Genomic DNA, 19,614 nt, shown 5'->3' with positions numbered 1-19,614 from the left:
AGTCACGCGGGTCAGGTTGGTTCCCTGCCAAGGATAGCGCGACCCACGCGCGGGGCGCGCGGGTGCGATCAGCCGAGGCGGCCGCGCAGGGGGCTGGTCCGGGGGAAATGTGCCAGCAGGAACTCCATCTGGTCGGCCAGCACCCGCTTGCCTTTTAGATAGATGTACTCCGCATGGGTGGGCGTGAACGGGATCGCCAGCAGCTGCATGTCGGCCTGCTCGGGGGTGCGCCCGGCTTTGTGGTTATTGCAGCGCTTGCAGGCGGTGACCACGTTGTTCCAGGTGTCCGCCCCGTTCTGGCTGATTGGGGTGACATGGTCGCGCGAGAGATCGCGCTCGTAGAAGTGCTGGCCGCAGTACAGGCAGAGATGCGCGTCGCGACGGAACAGCGTGGTGTTGTTGAGCGGCGGGGTGTAGTGATTGAAACGGGACTGGCGGGTACCGAAGGTGGCGATGATCGAGTTGACCTCGACCCGGGACTGCAGCCCGGTGCGGGCGTTGATGCCACCACGCACGCGATACAGCAGACTCCCGCAGGCGTAGGCGACCTGCTCGGTGTAATAGAGGCGCACGGCCTGCTCCAGGCCGATCCACTCCAGTGGCATGCCCGCTGCATCCGTACGCAGGACCTGATGCTCGGTCGGCAACATGACCTCGTCCCGTCTCCAAGGAAACACGGATTTGCTCACGCGGAATTTGAGCAGGCTCTACGCCGCCGGGCGTGAGCAAATCCATGCCCCCTTCGCCAAGTGGGCCGCTTGTGCGGCGCGGGATCGCACGAAACTTGCTTGACAATAAACAGGCCGAGCCCGCAACGCAATTACAGCCGCCTGAACACCGGTTGGCCACGTGGTTGCGGGCCCGGAGAACGCGCCCCATCAACGGGCTGTTTAAGCGCGAAGGCGATTCCGCTACACTTGCTGGCCGTTTTTTCCGCCGAACGGGCCACAAAAGCCACGTCCGGCGTCCTGATTTACCACCCGCGAGCGCGGCCGAACGTCCCGGAGGGATTGCGGGAACGTTTGGCCCGGGGAGAGAGCGCATGGCAATCAAATTATCCGTTCCCAAGGAGAGTGCCAGCGGCGAGCGCCGCGTGGCCCTGGATCCGACGGTGGCGGCCAAGTTCGCCCAGTTGGGTGTCACCGTGCAGTTGGAGAAAGGGGCCGGCACCAACGCCCATTTCCCGGATGCCTCTTACGAGTCGGCCACCGTGGTCGACACCGAGACGGCCTACGGCCAGGCGGACCTGATGGTCCGCGTGGCACCGCCGACGGTGGAAGAGGTCAATCAGCTGCCGGAGGGCTCGACCGTCGTCAGCCTCTTCCACGCCCATCGCAACCCGGACGTGGTCAAGGCGATGCAGGAACGCAAGATCCTGAGCTTCGCGATGGAACTGATCCCGCGTATCTCGCGCGCCCAGAGCATGGACGTGCTGTCCTCGCAGGCAGCCGTGGTCGGCTACAAGGGCGCGATCATGGGGTCGGATCTCTCCTGCCGCTTCTTCCCGATGCTGACCACCGCGGCTGGCACCATCCGCCCGGCCAAGGTCATCGTGATCGGTGCCGGCGTGGCCGGGCTGCAGGCGATCGCCACGGCCAAGCGCCTGGGCGCGATGGTCGAGGCCTACGACGTGCGCTCCGCGACCAAGGAGCAGGTCGAATCGCTGGGTGCGAAGTTCCTGGATCTGGGCGTCTCCGCCGAGGGTGAAGGCGGCTATGCCCGCGAACTGACTGCGGAAGAGAAGAAACAGCAGCAGGATGCCCTGAGCGAGTTCATCGCCAAGGCCGACGTCCTGATCACCACCGCCGCGATTCCGGGCCGCGAGTCCCCGAAGCTGATCCCGAAGGACATGGTCGAGGGCATGAAGCCGGGCGCGGTGATCGTGGATCTCGCGGCCGAGGGTGGCGGCAACTGCGAGCTGTCCAAGCCGGGCAAGACCAGTCGACACAAGGGCGTGATCATTCACGCCCCGCTGAACGTGCCCTCGCAGGTCCCGCTGCATGCCTCCGAGATGTATGCCAAGAACCTGCTCAATTTCCTCACGCCAATGATCGCCGAGGGCGGCGAGTTCAAGCCGGACTGGGACGACGAGGTCATCGCCAAGAGCGTGCTGACCCGCGACGGCGAGATCGTGCACGAGGCCACCCGTGAGGCCCTGAAGGGAGCGCAATCATGATCATCGAAGGCTTTATCGCGCTGTACATCTTCATGCTCGCGGCCTTCACCGGCTACGAGATCATCTCCAAGGTGCCGGTCATCCTGCATACCCCGCTGATGTCCGGTTCCAACTTCGTCCACGGCATCGTGCTGGTCGGGACCATGGTCGCGCTGGGCCATGCCCAGACGCCGCTGGAACAGGCGATCGGCTTTGTCGCCGTGATCCTGGCCGCGGGCAACGCCGTGGGCGGCTATGTCGTCACCGAACGCATGCTGGAGATGTTCAAGACCAGCAAGGACGACAAGAAGGGAGATAAAGCATGAGCCTGATCATCAACCTCGCCTACTTCGCGGCGGCGGTGCTGTTCATCGTCGGCCTCAAGCAGATGTCCTCCCCGACCACCGCGCGTCCGGGGATCATCTGGGCCGGCGTGGGCATGGTGATCGCCACGCTTGTGACCTTCGTGCATCCGGAGATCTCCGGTGGCGTGAACTACACCCTGATCATCCTGGGTATCGCCATTGGTGGTGCACTGGCCTGGTGGAGCGGCAAGAAGGTCGCGATGACCGACATGCCGCAGATGATCGCGCTGTACAACGGCATGGGCGGCGGCGCCGCAGCCGGTATCGGTGCGATCTACCTGCTGCAGGCCACCCCGGAGACGGTCACCAACACCGGCCTGGCGATCGCCGTGACCGGCTCGCTGATCGGCTCGGTGGCTTTCTCCGGCTCGCTGGTGGCCTACGCCAAGCTCGAAGGCCTGATGAAGAAGACCTTTACTTTCGGCGGCCAGCAGATCGTGAACATCGCGATCTTCGCGATCACCGTGTTGCTGGGCTTCATGATGGCCACCAGCGGCGGCGAGATCGGCTCGTTCAGCCTGCTGCTGTTCTTCGTGCTGGCACTGGCCTTTGGCGTGCTGATGACCCTGCCGATCGGCGGCGCCGATATGCCGGTGGTCATCTCGCTGTACAACGCCCTGACCGGCCTCGCGGTCGGCCTGAAGGGGATCGTCCTCGACAACCCGGCCCTGATGATTGCCGGTATCGTGGTCGGTGCGGCCGGTACTCTGCTCACACAGCTGATGGCCAAGGCGATGAACCGCCCGATCAAGAACATCCTGTTCAGCCAGTTCGGCGGCTCCTCCGGCGGTGCCGAGGAAGAGATCGAAGGCACGATGAAGGAGATCCAGGCCAACGACGCCGGGATCATGATGGCCTACGCCGAGAAGGTCATTATCGTGCCGGGCTACGGTATGGCCGTTGCGCAGGCGCAGCACAAGATCTGGGAGTTCACCCAGCTGCTGCAGAAGCGGGGCGTGGACGTGAAGTTTGCGATCCATCCGGTCGCGGGCCGCATGCCCGGGCACATGAACGTGCTGCTGGCCGAGGCCGGCGTGCCTTACGACATCATCTTCGATCTCGACGAGATCAACGAGGAGTTCAAGACCGCGGATGTTGCAATGGTGATCGGCGCGAACGACGTCGTGAACCCGGTGGCCCGGACCAATCCGGATTCGCCGATCTATGGCATGCCAATCCTGAACGCCGACCAGGCCCAGAACGTCATCTGCGTGAAGCGCGGCAAGGGCGCGGGATTCTCGGGCATCGAGAACCACCTGTTCTACGCCGAGAACAACCAGATGCTGTACGGCGATGGCCAGAAGGTGGCCGCCGAACTGGTAGCCTCGGTCAAGGCCCTCGGCTAGGCCAAAGCTGGGCCTCGCGCCCGGTACTCGCTTGCGAGCCCGGCCCCGTTTTTCGGCGGCCGGGCTTTTTTGTGCGCGGCCCCGGCAGGCGAATATCGAAGCAATCCCTGTACACGACCTGTACAGGATACCCACAGGCCGGGCCAAACGATGGCAGTTAGATGACAAAACACCCAACCGGAATCACGAATATCTTTTAAGATACTGATAAATATAAATAAAAATGGATTGGTCGGTTTTTAGCCATTCTGACACGACCCAAGCAGCAACAAGCATTTAGTGCCTTTCACCCCATTTCCTCCACAGAGTTGTCCACAGGTTTTGTGGATAACGATCACACTCTTGTGTCCACACGGACTGGCGTAGACTAGCCACATGCCCGAGACCGGAATTGCCCAGGTCGTACTCGACCGACCGCTGGATCAAGTGTTCGACTACCGCATCCCCGTCGGCACCGATCTGACGCCCGGACAGCGGGTCCGTGTGCCGTTCGGACGGGGTGAAACCATCGGCATCGTCGTCGCACTCGCGAACCAGAGCGACGTGCCCGAGAACAGGCTGCGCGAGGCGCTGCCCTCCCCCGATGCGGGACCCATCCTGACACCCACGGTACTGGAACTTCTGCGCTTCGGGGCCCGCTACTATCACCACCCGCTGGGCGAGGCTGCCTTGGGCACACTGCCACCCGGCCTGCGGCGGGGCCATCCCTTGCCCACCCTGACTCCGGAACCCCTTTGGCGGCTTACCTCGGCAGGTCACACGGCGCTCGCGGAAGGGCAGGTACGGGGCCGCCGACAACTCGCCATCCTGCGCGCCCTGCCCGCGCTCGGGGCCGCGCTGGACCGGACGACGCTGTCCACCACGGCTGCCCTACAGATCACTGCCAAGGACCTGCGACAGCTGGAGGAACACGGCTGGCTGGAACAGACGCGCGCCGATCCGCGCGAGCCCGTCCCCCCAACCGGTACCGACTACACCCTGACTCCCGAGCAGGAGACGGCCATCGCAACGGTCTCACCGGACGATCCTCGCCCGATGCTGCTGGAGGGCGTCACCGGCAGCGGCAAGACCGAGGTCTATCTGCGCATGGCCGCCGATGCGGTCGCGCGCGGCCGTCAGGTCCTGTTCCTGATACCGGAAATCGCGCTGACACCGCAGCTCGCCGGGCGCATCCAGCAGCGCTTCCCGGGACAGGTGGCGCTGCTGCACTCTGGACTGGCCGAGGGCGAGCGCCTGCGCGCCTGGGAGGCCGCCCGGCAGGGCGAGCGCCGCATCGTGGTCGGGACCCGTTCGGCCCTGTTCGTCCCGTTGCCCGAGCCGGGCCTGATCATCGTCGATGAGGAACACGACAGTGCGTTCAAGCAGCAGGACGGCTTTCGCTACAGTGCGCGGGATCTGGCGGTCAAGCGTGGCCAACTGGAGCACACCCCGGTCGTGCTGGGCTCGGCGACGCCCACCCTGGAGACCCTGCACGCCGCGCGCCAGGGCCGCTACACCCATGTACATCTGCGCACCCGGCCGGACGGCACGCAACCACCCGGTGTGGAAACGATCGATACCCGCGTGCACAACCCGGACGAGGGCCTGACCGCACCGCTGCTGGATGCGATGCAGCAGACCCTGGCCGAGGGCCAGCAGTGCTTTGTCCTGCTCAACCGACGCGGCTTTGCCCGTGTCCTGACTTGCGAGACATGCGGCTGGGTCGCCGACTGCCCGGACTGCGATGCTCACCTGACCGTGCATGCCCATGATCGCCGCGCGATCTGCCATCTGTGCGGGCACCAGGAGTCCCGCGCCGAACGCTGTCCGGAATGCGGCGAGACTCTGTCCCATCGCGGACTGGGCACCCAGCGTCTGGAGCAGGCCCTGGCCCGGCACTTCCCACAGACACCGATCATCCGTCTCGACCGCGACAGCGTGCGCCACAAGGGCGCCTTGGAGGCCGCACTGGATCGTATCCGGCAGATGGACGCCGCGATCGTCGTCGGCACCCAGATGCTGGCCAAGGGCCATGACTTCCCGCGCGTCGGACTCGTCGGCGTGATCGACGTCGATCAGGGGCTGTTCAGCGTGGACCTGCGTGCCACGGAACACACCCTGCAACTGATCGTGCAGGCCGCCGGTCGTGCGGGCCGGGGTGACGGTGGCGGGCGGGTCCTGTTGCAGACCGGCCACCCCGATCACCCGCTGATGCGCGGACTGGATGCCGGTAACTACCCGGCGATGCTGGAACCCCTGCTGGCGGAACGCGAGGCGGCCAGGATGCCGCCGTACGGGCATCTGGCCCTGGTCCGCGTCGAGGCCGCCGAGGCCGCGGCGGCGCACCGCCACGCGGAGACCATTGCGGGACACCTGCTCGCGACGCGGCACGGGGACCTGCGCGTGCTGGGCCCGGCCCCCGCCCCGCGCCACCGCGTGAACCGGCGTTTCCGCGAGCAAGTCCTGCTGCGTGCGGCCGAGCGCCAGGCCCTGCACCGAACGCTCGCGCAGGCGCGGCATTCCTGGCAGACCGAGGATCTGCCTCGCGGGGTTCGCATCGCAATCGACGTAGACCCAGTCTCGCTCGCTTGAACCCCGCATCCAGCGGGCACCGGGACCGGATTCTGGTTAGAATGCGGGCCTTTTGAGACGACGGACCCGGTTCCCTTGAAAGACGCCCTTACCCAGGCCCTCGCGGCCGCCCTGGAGACCCTGGTGGCCGATGGCCGTGTACCCGCCGATCACGGTGTCGAGGTACAGGTCACGCGTGCCCGCGACCGCGAGCATGGCGACTTTGCCAGCAACCTGGCGATGCAGCTCGCGCGCCCAGCGAAGACCAAACCGCGCGACCTGGCCGAGGCCCTGTGCGCCGCGATGCCGGCCGTGCCCGGCCTGGCCGGCACCGAGATCGCCGGCCCCGGCTTCATCAACTTCCGCCTCGCCGCGGATGCCCGCACCCAGGTGCTGGGCCGCATCGCCACCCAGGGCGCCGACTTTGGCCGATCGAGCGTGGGGAACGGCCGCCCGGTGCAGGTGGAGTTCGTCTCCGCCAACCCCACCGGCCCGCTGCATGTCGGCCACGGCCGCGGCGCGGCCTTCGGTGCCACCGTCGCCGACCTGCTGGATTTCTGCGGCTTCGACGTCACCCGCGAGTACTACGTGAACGACGCCGGGCGGCAGATGAACATCCTCGCCGCCAGCGTCTGGCTGCGCTACCTGGAACAGCACGGCGTGCAGGTCCTGTTCCCGGCCAACGGCTACCAGGGTGACTACATCTACCCGGTCGCCGAGTCCCTGACCGCGCAGATCGGCGAACAGGCCGTACACCCGGCCGAGGCCGTGACCCGCGACCTGCCGCCGGACGAACCGGCCGGCGGCGACAAGGAGATCTACATCGACGCGGTGATCGCCCGTGCCCGCGAGCTGCTGGGCCCGGAACTGTACCGCACGGTGTTCGACTGTGGACTGAACGCGATCCTCGAAGACATCCGCGACGACCTGCGCGAGTTCGGGGTCGAATACCAGTGCTGGTTCTCCGAGCGCAGTCTGGCCGACTCCGGCGCGATCGACGCCGCGGTGCAGGATCTCGAGGCGCACGGCGCGCTGTACGAGAAGGACGGGGCGCTGTGGTTCCGCTCCTCCGACTACGGCGACGACAAGGACCGCGTGGTGCGCCGCGAGAACGGCGACTACACCTACTTCGCCTCCGACATCGCCTATCACCGCGAGAAGTTCCAGCGCGGCTTCGAGCGCGTGATCAACATCTGGGGTGCCGACCACCACGGCTACGTCCCGCGCGTGCGCGCCGCGCTGCAGGCCCTGGGCCTGGAGGCCGACCGCCTGGACGTGTTGCTGGTGCAGTTCGCGATCCTCTACCGCGGGGGCGAACGCCTGCCGATGTCCACCCGCGCCGGGCAGTTCGTCACCCTGCGCGAGCTGCGCGACGAGGTCGGGTCGGACGCCGCACGCTTCTTCTACGTGCAGCGGCGCTGCGACCAGCACCTGGACTTCGACCTGGATCTGGCCAAGTCGCAGTCCAACGACAACCCGATGTACTACATCCAGTACGCCCATGCGCGCATCGCCAGCGTGCTGCGTACCGCCGCCGAACGCGGCCATACCGCCAGCGCGCTGGACGACGCCGGGCTGTCCGAACGCCTGACCGAGCCGCAGGAAGACGACTTGCTGGATCGCCTCGACCGCTTCCCCGAGGTGATCGCGGCGGCCGCCGAGGCCTGCGAGCCGCACCAGATCGCCCAGTACCTGCGCGAGCTGGCCGCCGGCTTCCATACCTACTACAACGCCGTGCCATTCCTGAATGCCGAGGACGCCAACGTCATCGGCGCGCGCCTGGCGCTGCTGACCGGCATCAAGCAGGTGCTGCACAATGGGCTGCGCCTGCTCGGCGTCACCGCCCCCGAACGGATGTAGCCCATGGCCCAGGCCCGCCGCAAGCGCCGCAAGACGACCCCCGCCCGATCTTCACGACCGATCCCGGGCTGGGTCTGGATGTTCGCCGGCCTGCTGATCGGGCTCGGGATCGCGGCCGTGCTCTATCTCCAGGGGGCCGACCGTTCGCCCGACATCGGCGCCCTGTTCGGCGAGCCGGAGACCCCGGCCGAGCGCGCACCCGCAGCGCAGCCGGAGCGCCTGCCCACCGATGATGAGCCGCGGTTTCGCTACTACGAGCTGCTGCCCGAAGACGAGGTGCGTGTCCCTCGGGGTGAGCGCGAAGTCCCGCAGGACCAGGTGGTCCCACCCCCGGCCTCCCCGGCCGAGGGCGATCCGGTGATCCTGCAGATCGGATCCTTCCGGCGGTTCGAACAGGCCGACGAGATGAAGGCCCGCATCTCCCTCCTGGGCCTGAGCCCGCAGGTACACGAGGTCCAGGTCGAGGGCGAGACCTGGCACCGAGTCTTTGTCGGCCCCTTCACCCAGGAGGACGACGTCAACCGCGCCCTGGACCGCCTGCGCTCGGAGAACATCGAGGCCCTGCGCCTGCGTCACCGGGACGGTTGATGGCCGCGGCCGGCCCGGACCTGGACGCGCTGGCGAGGACCGTGGAGGCCCTGCCACAGGGCAGCGAACGCCGCGAACTGGGCGAACTGCTGCGCCGGGCCCGCCAGCGGCACAAGCGCGGCCAACCCTGTGACCGGCTCGTCTCCACCCTGACCGAACGCCTTGCACACGCCGAACATGGCGCCGCCGAGCGCGAACGCCTGCGCCCGCAGCCCGTCTACGCCGGCGACCTGCCGATCCACGCCGAGCGCGAGCGGATTGTCGCCGCGATCCGCGAACACCCGGTGCTGGTGCTGTGCGGCGAGACCGGCTCCGGCAAGACCACCCAGCTGCCCAAGCTGTGCCTGGAGGCCGGGCGCGGCGAGGCCGGGCTGATCGGCCACACCCAGCCGCGCCGCATCGCCGCGCGCTCGGTCGCCAGCCGCATCGCCGAGGAGCTGGGCACGACGCTGGGGGGCGATAAGACCTCCACCGTCGGCTTCAAGGTCCGCTTCTCCGACCAGACCGGGCCGAACAACTGGGTCAAGCTGATGACCGACGGCATGCTGCTGGCGGAGCTGGCGCATGACCCGGAGCTGCGCACCTACGACACCCTGATCGTCGACGAGGCGCATGAGCGCAGCCTGAACATCGACTTCCTGATGGGAGTGCTCAAGCGCCTGTCGAAGAAGCGCCCGGAGCTGCGCATCATCATCACCTCCGCGACGCTGGATCCGGAGCGGCTGTCCGCGTTCTTCGACGACGCCCCGATCCTGACCGTGGCCGGCCGCACCTATCCGGTGGAGCTGCGCTACCGCCCGATCGAGCCGGAAGACGCGGCCGACGACGAAGACGCAGGCCGTGGCGAGCGCGACCTGTTCGACGGCATCCGCGACGCGGTCGCCGAATGCGAGCGTGCCGGCCCCGGCGATATCCTGGTGTTCCTGCCCGGCGAACGCGAGATCCGCGACGCCCACAAGGCCCTGCGCGGCCAGGTGCGCGCGGACACCGAGGTCCTGGCGCTATACGCGCGCCTGTCCGCGCGCGAGCAGTCACGGGTATTCCAGTCGCACGCCGGCCGACGCATCGTGCTGGCCACCAACGTCGCCGAGACCGCGCTGACCGTCCCCGGCATCCGCTTCGTGATCGACTCGGGGCTGGCCCGCGTCTCGCGCTACTCCTGGCGCTCCCGCGTGCAGCGCCTGAGCCTGGAGCCGATCTCGCAGGCCGCCTGCGACCAGCGCGCCGGGCGCTGCGGACGGCTGGGCCCCGGCATCTGCATCCGTCTGTTCGCGGAAGACGACTACCACCTGCGCCCGCCGTTCACCGACCCGGAGATCCAGCGCTCCAACCTCGCCTCGGTGATCCTGCAGATGGCCGCGCTGAAACTCGGCCAGCCGCGCCAGTTCCCGTTCGTCGACCCGCCCGACCCGCGCCTGGTCAAGGACGGCTACCGCCTGTTGGAGGAGCTGGGCGCGGTGGATGCCCGCGGCCGCATCACCCCGCGCGGTCGCCAGCTTGCACGCATGCCCATCGACCCGCGCCATGGCGCGATGCTGCTGGCCGGGGCCGACCACGGCTGCGTAACCGAGACCGCCACCATCGCGGCCTTCCTGTCGCTGCAGGACCCGCGCGAACGCCCGGCGGAGGCCACCCAGGCGGCGGACCAGGCCCATCGGGAGTTCCAGGTCGAGGGCTCCGACTTCATGGGTATGCTGCGGCTGTGGGAGGCCTGGCACACCGCGCGCGAGGACCTGGGCTCGAATGCCCTGAAACGCTGGTGCCGCGAGCACTTCCTGAACTTCCTGCGCATGCGCGAGTGGCAGGAACTGCGCGTGCAGCTGCTGCGCCAGGCCCGCGAGATGGACCTAAAGCCGAACCACCAACCGGCCGACGCCGAGCCCGTGCACCGCGCACTGCTGACCGGGCTTGTCAGCCAGATCGGGCAGAAGACCGAGCGCGGCGACTACCTCGGCGCGCGCAACCGCCGCTTCCAGATCCATCCCGGCTCGGTCCTGGCGAAGAAGAAACCGGCCTGGGTGATGAGCGCGGAGATCGCCGAGACCACCCGCGTCTACGCCCGCGACAACGCCCGCATCGAGCCCGACTGGATCCTGGCCGCGGCGGCGCATCTGCTCAAGCACCACATCTTCGAGCCGCACTTCCAGCGCCGCAGCGGACGCGTCGGGGCCTTCGACCGCATCACCCTGTACGGCCTGGTCGTCGCCCCGAAAAAGCCGGTGGACTTCGCAAGACACGACCCCGCCGAGGCCCGGCGCATCCTGATCCGCGAGGGCCTGGTCGGTGGCGAGCTGCGCACCCGCTCGAAGGGGGTGCAGGCCAACCGCGAGGCGGTGGCCGAGATCGCCGAGCAGGAGGCGCGCGGACGCCGGCGCGACCTGCTGGTGGAAGAGGATCGCCTGTTCGACTTCTATGACGCCCGCCTGCCGGCGGAGATCACCGACGGCACGAGCTTCGAGACCTGGGCGCGCAAGACCGAGAAGCGGGACCCCGACGCCCTTCGGATCGACCGCGCGGCGCTTCTGAACGAACCGGACACCACGCTCCCGCAAGGGGCCTACCCCGACCACCTGGAGGTCGAGGGCCTGCGTCTACCGCTGGCCTACCGCTTCGAGCCGGGCCAGCCGGACGACGGCGTGACCGTGACCATCCCGATCGCCGCGCTGAACGCGGTGCCCGACTGGCTGGGCGACTGGCTGGTGCCGGGGCTGCTGGAGGAGCGCGTGACCGGCCTGTTGAAGAGCCTGCCCAAGGGTCTGCGCCGCCAGTTCGTGCCCGCGCCGGACTTCGCGCAGGCCGCGCTGGCGCGCATCGAACACCGCCAGGGCCCGCTGATCCCGGCGCTGGCCGAGGCCCTGCACGCGATGACCGGCACCGAGATCCCGCTGGATGCCTGGCGCCCGGAGAACCTGGAGCCCCACCTGGTGATGCGCTTTCGCATCCTCGATCCAGAAGGCAACGAGCAGGCCAGCGGCCGCGACCTGGCCGCGCTGAAGCGCCGGCTGGGCGACAGCGCCGAGGCCCACTTCGACGCCAGCCGCCCGGACGAGATTACCCGCGAGGGGATCACCGAGTGGGACTTCGGCGCGCTGCCGGAGAGTGTCGAGTTCGACCATCAGGGGGCGCAGCTGCGTGCCTTCCCGATCCTGGTCGATCGCGGCGACGCGGTCTCGCTGGAGCTGGAACCGGACCCGACTCGGGCCACGCGCGCCCACCGCGCGGGCCTGCGCCGGCTGTTCCTGCTGGGCGCGCGCAAGACCGCGCGCGACCTGCGCCGCCAGCTCCCGGAGATCGAGCGCGCCTGCCTGAACTACTCGACGCTCGGCAGCTGCGAGGCGCTGCGCGACCAGATCCTGGAAGCCGCGGCCGACCGCGTGTTCCTGGCCGAGCCATGGCCGCGCGATACCGAGGCCTTTCGAGAGCGCCTGGAGGCCAGCCTGCCCGAGTTCTCGCCGACGGTGATGGAACTCTCGCGCTTGGCCGCCGAGATCCTGCGCCACTGGCACGACCTGCGCACGCGGCTGCAGGGGGATCTGCCGCTGTCCTGGATCGAGGCCGCGCGCGACATCCGCGGCCAGCTCGAGGCGCTGGTCCCGGCCGATTTCCTGCTGCGTACCCCGCACGCCGTGCTGCCCGAGCTGCCGCGCTACCTGCAGGCAATCGACAAGCGCCTGGAACGCCTGACTCAGGCGCCGGACAAGGACCGCGCGCGACGTGTGGCGGTCGAGCCGCTGTGGCAGCAGGCACAGGAGCTGATCGCGCGGGCGCCGGACCACCCGGATGTGCTCGCCTTTCGCTACCGCATTGAGGAGTTTCGCGTCTCGCAGTTCGCCCAGGAACTGGGCACTCGCGAGAAGGTGTCGCCGAAGCGGCTGGAACGCGAATACGCCGACGTAATCCAACGACTGGCAAGCGGTACATGAGCGTTCTTGATAGGGGAAGCAGCGGATGCGCGTAGTCGTGATCGGGGCCGGTGTGATCGGTGTGACCACTGCCTGGTACCTGCAGGAGGCCGGCGCCGACGTCGTGCTGGTGGACGCAGGCCCGCGGCCCGCCACCGGCTGCAGCCAGGCCAATGGCGGCATGCTGCATGCGAGCCATGCCGAGCCCTGGAACACCCCCGGCGTCGGCCTGGACCTGCTGCGCTTTCTCGGCCGCACGGAGTCGCCGCTGCTGTTGCGCCCCCGCGCCCTGCCCGGGCTGGCCGGATGGGGTCTGCGCTTTCTGTGGCACAGCCGCCGCTCACTGTTCGAGCAGCACACCCGCCTGAATGCCCGCCTGGCGGCGTTCTCGCTCCGGGAGATCGACCGCCTCCAGCAGGAGCTGGCAAGCGAGGGGCTGGACTTCGACTTTCGCCGCTGCGGCATCCTGAAGCTGTTCCAGGACCCGGCCAGCCAGACCCACAACCGCGCCGCGAGCGAGGCGATGCGTGATGAGGACGTGCGCTTCGAGGACTGGGACGTGGAGCGGATCATCGCGGAAGAGCCGGCACTGGCGCCGGTGCGCGAGCGCCTGTGCGGCGGGCTGTTCTTCCCCGGCGATGCGATCGGCGACGCGGCCCGCTTCACCGAGCAACTGCTCGCGATCGGCCAGCGCCGGGGCATCCGCTATTACCCGAACGTCACCGCCCGGCGCCTGCGCACCCACCGCGGCCGGATCGACGCGGTGGAGACCTCCGAAGGGCCGATCGCGGCGCAGGCCTGCGTGGTCGCCAACGGCTACCACGCCGCGGACCTGCTGCGCCCGCTGGGGCTGCACCTGCCCGTCGCCCCGGTAAAGGGCTATTCGCTGACCCTGCCGATGGACGCAGACTGCCGGCTGAACCTGCCGCTGATCGATGACGCCAACAAGGTGGTGATGACCCCACTGGGCAAACGCCTGCGCCTGGCCGGCACCGCCGAATTCGCCGGCCGTGACCGCCACCTGAACACCGAGCGGAGCGCCAATGTCCTCGACCAGTGCCGGCGCACCCTGACCGGCCTGCCCGCGACCTTCGACCCGGCGACGATGGCCCCCTGGACCGGGCTGCGCCCAATGAGCGCCCGCGGTACGCCGATCCTGGGGCCCACCTCCATCAACGGCCTGCACCTGAACACCGGGTCCGGACATCTGGGCTGGACGTTTGCCTGCGGGGCGGCGGCGCTGGTGCGTGCGGGGGTGCTGGGCGAATCGCCGTCTCTACCCATGGAAGAACTGAGGCTCTGATCGGCTCTGGGGCGATGCGTTGAGCAACGCGAAACGCATCATGAGGCAATACAGACCACGCCATTTACGACGCCGGGAATACCATGCGGATCCGTGCCCCATGCAGCTCCGGTGCCTGTTCGATATGCAGCTCGCCACCGTGATCCTGCACCAGGGCCTGGATAATGCTGAGACCCAGGCCCTGGCCGGCCTCGGCGTCGCTGCGTACGTCTGCGCGTTCCCCCCGCTCCAGCACCCGGGCGCGATCCGCCGGCGCGATACCGGGCCCATCATCGTCGATGGTCAGCGTAACGGCCTGCGGCGTGCACTGTGTCGAGATTCGCACACGGCTGGTCGCATGGCGGATCGCGTTGTCCAGGGTATTGCCGAGAAGCTCGAAGATCGCGCCCGGTTCCATGCGCAGGGCACAGCCCGGTTCGAGTTCGCTGTCCAGATCCACACCCTGCTGGCTGGCGAGCCGTCCAAGCGCCTGACAGGTTCGCTCGATGATGGGCGCCAGTAGCTCGGGCGCCTGGAAGGGCGCCGGACCCAGGCGCTGTGCCTGGCTGAGCTGGTGCTGCACCATGGCCTGCAGCCGGTCAACCTGGCGCTGCATGTCCTCGGAGTCGAGGTTCTGGCTCTCGAGGTTGAGACGCAGCGCGGAGATCGGGGTCTTCAGGCTGTGGGCCAGGTCGGCCAGGGCATTCTGCTGGCGTTTCAGTCGCGCGCGCTCGAATTCGATCAGGTCGTTGATGCTCCCGGTCAGGGCCTGCACCTCGGTCGGGTACGGCCCCTCCAGGCGCCTGTGGTCCCCGTGCCGCAGTGCCTCCAGATCGCCCTGTACGCGGCGCAACGGCCACAGTCCCCAGAACCACAGTGCCAGCCCAAGGGCGACGATCAACGAGATCGTCATGGTCATCAGCCCCTGCCAGAGGCTGGCGCGATACTGCTCCACCTGTTCTTCAAAGGCCTCACGATCTTCCAGCATCTGGAAAGTCAGTCCGACCTGGCCACCGTCCAGCTCCCATTGCACGGGCAGGCTGAAGGCGAAGAAGTCGTCCTCCGACCAGTCACGCAGGGAGATCCCCACTGCGGACGGGGAGCGCCAGAGCGTGCGCCCGTCCGGACCGAGGATGCGGGCATAGAGACCACTGGCGGGCAGTTGCAGGCGACTCTCGGGCAGCATCTCGGGGACGCGGACCTCGTTGCGCCCGACGACCTCGACCAGCCCCATCAACAGCAGAACCTGGGCCTCCAGGCGGGTCTCCACGGCATCCGCCGCATTGTCGCGAAATGCGGCCTCCAGCACCCAGGCCGTTAGCAGGGAAAACACCAGTACAGTAGCCCCTGCTACCAGCGCCAGGCGCAGGGTCAGGCTACTGCGGATCTGGCGCAGAGGGCGTCTCATCGGATATCGAACAAGGAGCCGGCGTCGCCCGTGCGCAGCGTCATGAGCCCGAGGCGGGATCGGACGGGGTGGCGGCATCCGCCTCGCGTACAAAGCGATAGCCCCGGCCGCGCAGGGTCTCGATCAGGCCCAGGCTGCCGTCCGGGTCCAGCTTGCGGCGCAGGCGCCCGATCAGCACCTCAATCACGTTGCTCTCGCGATCCTCGTCGTGTTCGTAGAGATAGTCCGCCAGCACTTCCTTGCTCAGCACACGCCCCGGCTGGCGCACCAGTGTCAGGAGCAGGCGGTACTCGAACGTCGTCAGCGAGACCGGCTCGTCGTTCAAGCGAACATCGTCGGTGGCGGTGTCGATCAACAGAGGGCCGAACTGCAGCTGTTCGCGACCGGCCTGCAGACTCCGACGCGCAAGGGCGCGCAGGCGAGCCACCAGCTCCTGAATGTGGAACGGCTTGGTCAGATAGTCGTCGGCACCCGCCTCGAGACCCTCGACCTTGTCCTGCCAGCGGTCGCGGGCCGTGAGGATCAGGATGGGCAGTTGCGGCTTCACCTCGCGAGCCTTGCGAATGACATCGAGGCCATCCATGCCGGGCAGCCCCAGATCCACCACCGCAATATCGCAGTGATACTCGGTTAGCAGGTACAGGCCGGTGTCGCCGTCCGAGGCGGTATCCACGCGGCAGCCGTTGTTCTCCATCTCCTCGGCGATCTGGCTGCGCAGAGCCAGATCGTCCTCGATCACCACTACGCGCAGATTCATGGGTCCAGCTCCGTCCCTTCCTCGATCTTGATCGTTCGCACCTGCTGGTTGTCGGTCAGGATACGCACGATAAACACGCGATTCCCGTACTCGGTCAAATCTTCGCGCGCGGACAGGACCCGCCCTGGATAGTTGGCTTCGACACGCGCCACCGCCTCGTCCAGCGTCCAGACGGCCGCATGCGGATCTTCGGTAATGAATTGCGCCTGCGCCGCGAAGGGCGCCAGCAGGACCGCCAGCAGGATCCCGAGCGCGCCCGCACGACCGATGAATCGGCGTCTCCGGGCACCGCCTTTGGCAACGGTCTCCGGTCCGGGGCGCATAACGGTGATCTCCGTGACAGGGTGGGTGAGCAAACTCTTGCAGCTACAAGGCTATAGGCCTAGCCTGAACGTTATCTGAAACCGGACGTTCCCGTCATGACTCAAGCCCCTGCCCACTCCGAACCCGAGGTACCTTTGGAGGAAGAAGCCGGCCCTCTGCGCTGGAACGAACTGATGCCGCATTTCGCCCGTGGCGTGGTGATTCGCGTGGCGCCCGAGCTGGACCTGATCGCGGTGGCCCGCGCGTTCCGTGACGACGCCACGCATCAGGTCAGCGAATGGCTGGCCAATGACCAGGTCGCCCGTGCCTCGGATGACGATGCACGCCGCTGGGCCGCGAATGACCCCGTGTTCACCGCGATCGTCGCCGCACCCTGGGTGCTCGCCCAGGAACGCAGCACGGCCCACTGATCCCGCCATGACCTCGCCGCTGGGCATCGAGGACGACACGCTGGCCCGCCTGATCCAGGCGGCGCGGGAGTTCCATGCCAAGGAGGAGGTCGTATTTCCGGACTCGAACCCCGACACGTCGGACGACGACTGGGCCATGCAGATCCTCGCCGATCATGCCGGCGATCTGACCCTGCGCGAGCTGGAAGACACCCTCAGCGGCCTCGGGCCGGAGTACCAGGCAGAGCTGCAGGCCCTCAGCGCCCTCGGGCGTGGCGACTACGGTGCCGAGGAATGGGAAATCGCACTGGAGGATGCCCGCGACGACTGGACACCCGATACCGCCCATCGCCTGATCGCCAACCCGATGATCGCGGACGAGTGGGAGGCCGGGCTGGAGCAGATGCAGGCTGTTGACTAGGGAGAAGGCAGCCCGGGGCCAGAGCGGCCCGAGTCACGCCCCCAGCTCGGACGGATCGAACTGCACGGCCACCCCGTCTTCCATGACGCGCACGACCTGTGCCCGCACCCGGGGTGGCTCGCCCCCGTCCCCGAGCAAGCCGAACACCTGCAGCATGAGTTCGTCGCCCGGATCGAGGCCCTTCAACACGCCAATCCCGGGCTGCTCCCGATCTTCCCAAGCGAGGAAGGCGCCTCCACCGGAGATATCATTCGTGGTGAGTCTTACCTGACTCCCGTCACTGCATTCCGCCACCACCTCGACGGTCATCGGGATGCGCGGATGGCGCCGACGTTCCCCTGTCATGGCCTTTCTCCTGCTGCAGATACCTTTTCGATGCATCGAAAAGGCGGATGGGTTGTGCTATATCCCAAATCAATGATCGTTCCATCACACGATCAGGCGCAACTCCGGGCGAACAAACCCGGAAATGCATCCCAGCCCGGCGACCACACCGGGTGCGAGGAGCGAGGCAGTACCGAGAAGACTGTCGCCATACAAAGCCACTTCAAGACGGAGGAGTCCGTTCACATGAAGCAATCACGTTTGTTTGTGGCGGGGCTTGTGGCCTCGCTGGCGATGGCCGGTACCGCATCCAAGGCAATCGCCGATAATGACGAAATCACCCGTGGCCAGCTGATGGCCGCTTCCTGCAAGGCCTGCCACAACGCTGCTGGCGCCGAAAAGGGCGTGCCCGACCTGGCTCGAATCTCGCCAGAGGTCATCCAGAGCCAGATGCGCGCGTTCCGCGATGGCGACCGTGACGCGACCATCATGGACCGCCACGCCAAGGGCTACACGGACGAAGAGATCGAAGCGATGTCGGTCTACTTCTCGCGCTTCTGATCACGGGGGATGACAACAATGCACAATTTTACTCGACGCCACTTTCTTAAGGCCTTCGGGGTCACCAGCGCGGCCGCACTGACCGGTATCGGCTGTGCCCCTCGTGCCGCCCGTAACGGCGCAAAGGCCCATGTGGTCGTGGTCGGGGGCGGTTCCGGCGGTGCCACGGCAGCGCGCTATCTGAAACAGTTCTCGCCCGACATGATGGTCACGCTGATCGAACCCAACGCCACCTACGTCACCTGCTACGGCAGTAACTGGGTGATCGGCGGGTTCGAGAGCATGGATGCGATCACGCACGGCTACCAGAACCTGCGCGACCGCGACGGTATCGACGTCATCGAAGACAAGGTCGTCGGTGTAGACACCGACAGCCGAACCGTGCGCCTCGAAAGCGGTGGCAGCGTGCAGTACGACAAGCTGGTCATGTCGCCGGGGATCGACTTCAAGTACGACGACATGCCCGGCATCGATGAGGCCGACGCCGAACGGATTCCACACGCCTGGAAAGCCGGTTCGCAGACCGAACTGCTACGTTCTCAGTTGCTGGAGATGCCCAATGGGGGCGTCTTTGTAATGGTCGCACCACCGAACCCGTTCCGCTGCCCGCCCGGACCCTACGAGCGGGTCTCGCTGATCGCGCACTACTTCAAGGAGCACAAGCCACGCTCCAAGATCATCGTGCTCGATGCCAAGGACAACTTCTCCAAGCAGGGCCTGTTCGAGGAAGGCTGGGCCCAGCACTATGGCGACATGATCGAGTGGCGCGGCGCCTCCGACGGTGGTCTGGTCGAGGAGATCGACGTCGGCGGGATGACCGCCCGCTCCGACAGCGGCTTCGAGCGCGTGCGCGCGGATGTAATGAACTTCATCCCGGCGCAGCGGGCTGGCCAGATCGTCCACGATGTCGGCCTCACCAACGACCAGGGTTGGGTCCCGGTCAACCAGCGGACCTTCAAGTCGGAGATGGATGACAACATCTACGTGCTGGGGGATGCCAGCGTGGCGGGCGCGATGCCGAAGTCCGGCCATTCGGCCAACAACCAGGGCAAGATCGTCGCCGCGGCGATCGTGCGCGAGTTGATGGACCAGGAGCCGATCGATCCCTCCTCGGCCAACACCTGCTACAGCCTGATCACCCCGGAACACGGGATCAGCGTGGCGGCCGTCTACAAGTACCAGGATGGTGCCCAGGCGGGCGTCGAAGGCTCTGGCGGTGTCAGCCCCTCGGGCGAAACCTCGAGCTTCCGTCGTCGCGAGGCCGAGTACACCCGGGCCTGGTACGCCGGGATCACCCGGGACATCTGGGGCTAGACTCGATTACAGCCGTCACGGCTGTAATCGATGGATGAAGACGGCGCCTGCGGGCGCCGTCTTCTTTT

17 protein-coding genes are annotated in these 19,614 nt (G+C 67.3%); 12 read left to right on the top strand and 5 right to left on the bottom strand.

The annotated features are described in order from the left end of the window. Positions 1 to 68: 68 nt before the first annotated feature. Complete coding sequence (locus F623_RS0102675) at positions 69 to 650, bottom strand: HNH endonuclease (RefSeq protein WP_018860838.1); 582 nt, start codon at positions 648 to 650, stop codon at positions 69 to 71. 392 nt (positions 651 to 1,042) lie between these two features. On the opposite strand from F623_RS0102675, the gene F623_RS0102670 reads away from it, so the two are divergent. The 8 genes from F623_RS0102670 to F623_RS0102635 all read left to right on the top strand — a co-directional run bounded on the left by F623_RS0102670 (position 1,043) and on the right by F623_RS0102635 (position 14,069). After that, a complete protein-coding gene (locus F623_RS0102670) occupies positions 1,043 to 2,176 on the top strand; it encodes an NAD(P) transhydrogenase subunit alpha (protein WP_018860839.1) in 1,134 nt (377 codons plus the stop codon). Then, positions 2,173 to 2,481 carry an NAD(P) transhydrogenase subunit alpha gene (locus tag F623_RS0102665; protein WP_018860840.1) on the top strand — a complete coding sequence of 103 codons (309 nt, stop codon included), beginning with the start codon at positions 2,173 to 2,175 and terminating at the stop codon, positions 2,479 to 2,481. The genes F623_RS0102670 and F623_RS0102665 overlap by 4 nt, the downstream gene beginning before the upstream one ends. Then, complete coding sequence (locus tag F623_RS0102660; RefSeq protein ID WP_018860841.1) at positions 2,478 to 3,866, top strand: NAD(P)(+) transhydrogenase (Re/Si-specific) subunit beta; 1,389 nt, start codon at positions 2,478 to 2,480, stop codon at positions 3,864 to 3,866. The genes F623_RS0102665 and F623_RS0102660 overlap by 4 nt, the downstream gene beginning before the upstream one ends. A gap of 375 nt (positions 3,867 to 4,241) precedes the next feature. Beyond that, positions 4,242 to 6,437, top strand: a complete 2,196-nt coding sequence (locus F623_RS0102655) for a primosomal protein N' (protein ID WP_018860842.1) — start codon at positions 4,242 to 4,244, stop codon at positions 6,435 to 6,437. Positions 6,438 to 6,512: 75 nt separating this feature from the next. Continuing rightward, the gene (gene argS, locus F623_RS0102650; RefSeq protein ID WP_018860843.1) at positions 6,513 to 8,276 is read left to right on the top strand and encodes an arginine--tRNA ligase; all 1,764 of its coding nucleotides are present in this window, start codon (positions 6,513 to 6,515) and stop codon (positions 8,274 to 8,276) included. A gap of 3 nt (positions 8,277 to 8,279) precedes the next feature. Further along, positions 8,280 to 8,864 (top strand): SPOR domain-containing protein, encoded by a 585-nt coding sequence (locus F623_RS0102645; RefSeq protein WP_018860844.1) that lies wholly within the window; start codon positions 8,280 to 8,282, stop codon positions 8,862 to 8,864. After that, positions 8,864 to 12,787, top strand: a complete 3,924-nt coding sequence (hrpA, locus tag F623_RS0102640) for an ATP-dependent RNA helicase HrpA (protein WP_018860845.1) — start codon at positions 8,864 to 8,866, stop codon at positions 12,785 to 12,787. The genes F623_RS0102645 and hrpA overlap by 1 nt, the downstream gene beginning before the upstream one ends. 25 nt (positions 12,788 to 12,812) lie before the next feature. Continuing rightward, entirely contained in the window at positions 12,813 to 14,069 is a 1,257-nt protein-coding gene (locus tag F623_RS0102635; RefSeq protein ID WP_018860846.1) for an FAD-dependent oxidoreductase, read from the top strand. Positions 14,070 to 14,133: 64 nt separating this feature from the next. Here the strand turns inward: F623_RS0102635 and F623_RS0102630 are convergent, their stop codons facing one another. From F623_RS0102630 to F623_RS0102620, 3 genes are read right to left on the bottom strand one after another with little or no spacing between them, the layout of a single operon-like run. After that, positions 14,134 to 15,456, bottom strand: coding sequence for a HAMP domain-containing sensor histidine kinase (locus tag F623_RS0102630; RefSeq protein WP_018860847.1), 1,323 nt, complete (start codon positions 15,454 to 15,456; stop codon positions 14,134 to 14,136). A 40-nt stretch (positions 15,457 to 15,496) separates the two neighbouring features. Beyond that, entirely contained in the window at positions 15,497 to 16,213 is a 717-nt protein-coding gene (locus F623_RS0102625; RefSeq protein WP_018860848.1) for a response regulator transcription factor, read from the bottom strand. Further along, entirely contained in the window at positions 16,210 to 16,536 is a 327-nt protein-coding gene (locus tag F623_RS0102620; protein ID WP_018860849.1) for a PepSY domain-containing protein, read from the bottom strand. Before F623_RS0102620 ends, F623_RS0102625 begins: the two co-directional genes overlap by 4 nt. 96 nt (positions 16,537 to 16,632) lie before the next feature. On the opposite strand from F623_RS0102620, the gene F623_RS0102615 reads away from it, so the two are divergent. Continuing rightward, positions 16,633 to 16,947 (top strand): DUF2288 family protein, encoded by a 315-nt coding sequence (locus F623_RS0102615; protein WP_026278592.1) that lies wholly within the window; start codon positions 16,633 to 16,635, stop codon positions 16,945 to 16,947. A 7-nt stretch (positions 16,948 to 16,954) separates the two neighbouring features. After that, complete coding sequence (locus tag F623_RS0102610; RefSeq protein ID WP_018860851.1) at positions 16,955 to 17,347, top strand: DUF3775 domain-containing protein; 393 nt, start codon at positions 16,955 to 16,957, stop codon at positions 17,345 to 17,347. Between the two features lie 33 nt (positions 17,348 to 17,380). Here the strand turns inward: F623_RS0102610 and F623_RS0102605 are convergent, their stop codons facing one another. Further along, positions 17,381 to 17,692, bottom strand: a complete 312-nt coding sequence (locus tag F623_RS0102605; protein WP_018860852.1) for a PilZ domain-containing protein — start codon at positions 17,690 to 17,692, stop codon at positions 17,381 to 17,383. Between the two features lie 225 nt (positions 17,693 to 17,917). Between F623_RS0102605 and F623_RS0102600 the strand changes: the two genes are divergently transcribed. After that, positions 17,918 to 18,232: a c-type cytochrome gene (locus F623_RS0102600; RefSeq protein ID WP_018860853.1), complete on the top strand. Its 315-nt coding sequence runs from the start codon at positions 17,918 to 17,920 to the stop codon at positions 18,230 to 18,232. An 18-nt stretch (positions 18,233 to 18,250) separates the two neighbouring features. Continuing rightward, positions 18,251 to 19,546 (top strand): FCSD flavin-binding domain-containing protein, encoded by a 1,296-nt coding sequence (locus F623_RS0102595; protein WP_018860854.1) that lies wholly within the window; start codon positions 18,251 to 18,253, stop codon positions 19,544 to 19,546. Positions 19,547 to 19,614: the final 68 nt, after the last annotated feature.

This window comes from Thioalkalivibrio sp. ALD1 (assembly GCF_000381245.1).
Taxonomy (GTDB): Bacteria; Pseudomonadota; Gammaproteobacteria; order Ectothiorhodospirales; family Ectothiorhodospiraceae; genus Thioalkalivibrio.
Note: the sequence above shows the minus strand (reverse complement) of the source record. Positions and strands in the feature narration are given on the sequence as shown.

Excerpts from the sequence above, each read along its gene's own strand:
- F623_RS0102675 (WP_018860838.1), bottom strand. The coding sequence starts at position 650 with ATGTTGCCGACCGAGCATCAGGTCCTGCGTACGGATGCAGCGGGCATG.
- F623_RS0102670 (WP_018860839.1), top strand. The coding sequence starts at position 1,043 with ATGGCAATCAAATTATCCGTTCCCAAGGAGAGTGCCAGCGGCGAGCGC.
- F623_RS0102665 (WP_018860840.1), top strand. The coding sequence starts at position 2,173 with ATGATCATCGAAGGCTTTATCGCGCTGTACATCTTCATGCTCGCGGCC.
- F623_RS0102660 (WP_018860841.1), top strand. The coding sequence starts at position 2,478 with ATGAGCCTGATCATCAACCTCGCCTACTTCGCGGCGGCGGTGCTGTTC.
- F623_RS0102655 (WP_018860842.1), top strand. The coding sequence starts at position 4,242 with ATGCCCGAGACCGGAATTGCCCAGGTCGTACTCGACCGACCGCTGGAT.
- F623_RS0102645 (WP_018860844.1), top strand. The coding sequence starts at position 8,280 with ATGGCCCAGGCCCGCCGCAAGCGCCGCAAGACGACCCCCGCCCGATCT.
- hrpA (WP_018860845.1), top strand. The coding sequence starts at position 8,864 with ATGGCCGCGGCCGGCCCGGACCTGGACGCGCTGGCGAGGACCGTGGAG.
- F623_RS0102635 (WP_018860846.1), top strand. The coding sequence starts at position 12,813 with ATGCGCGTAGTCGTGATCGGGGCCGGTGTGATCGGTGTGACCACTGCC.
- F623_RS0102630 (WP_018860847.1), bottom strand. The coding sequence starts at position 15,456 with ATGAGACGCCCTCTGCGCCAGATCCGCAGTAGCCTGACCCTGCGCCTG.
- F623_RS0102625 (WP_018860848.1), bottom strand. The coding sequence starts at position 16,213 with ATGAATCTGCGCGTAGTGGTGATCGAGGACGATCTGGCTCTGCGCAGC.
- F623_RS0102620 (WP_018860849.1), bottom strand. The coding sequence starts at position 16,536 with ATGCGCCCCGGACCGGAGACCGTTGCCAAAGGCGGTGCCCGGAGACGC.
- F623_RS0102615 (WP_026278592.1), top strand. The coding sequence starts at position 16,633 with ATGACTCAAGCCCCTGCCCACTCCGAACCCGAGGTACCTTTGGAGGAA.
- F623_RS0102610 (WP_018860851.1), top strand. The coding sequence starts at position 16,955 with ATGACCTCGCCGCTGGGCATCGAGGACGACACGCTGGCCCGCCTGATC.
- F623_RS0102605 (WP_018860852.1), bottom strand. The coding sequence starts at position 17,692 with ATGACAGGGGAACGTCGGCGCCATCCGCGCATCCCGATGACCGTCGAG.
- F623_RS0102600 (WP_018860853.1), top strand. The coding sequence starts at position 17,918 with ATGAAGCAATCACGTTTGTTTGTGGCGGGGCTTGTGGCCTCGCTGGCG.
- F623_RS0102595 (WP_018860854.1), top strand. The coding sequence starts at position 18,251 with ATGCACAATTTTACTCGACGCCACTTTCTTAAGGCCTTCGGGGTCACC.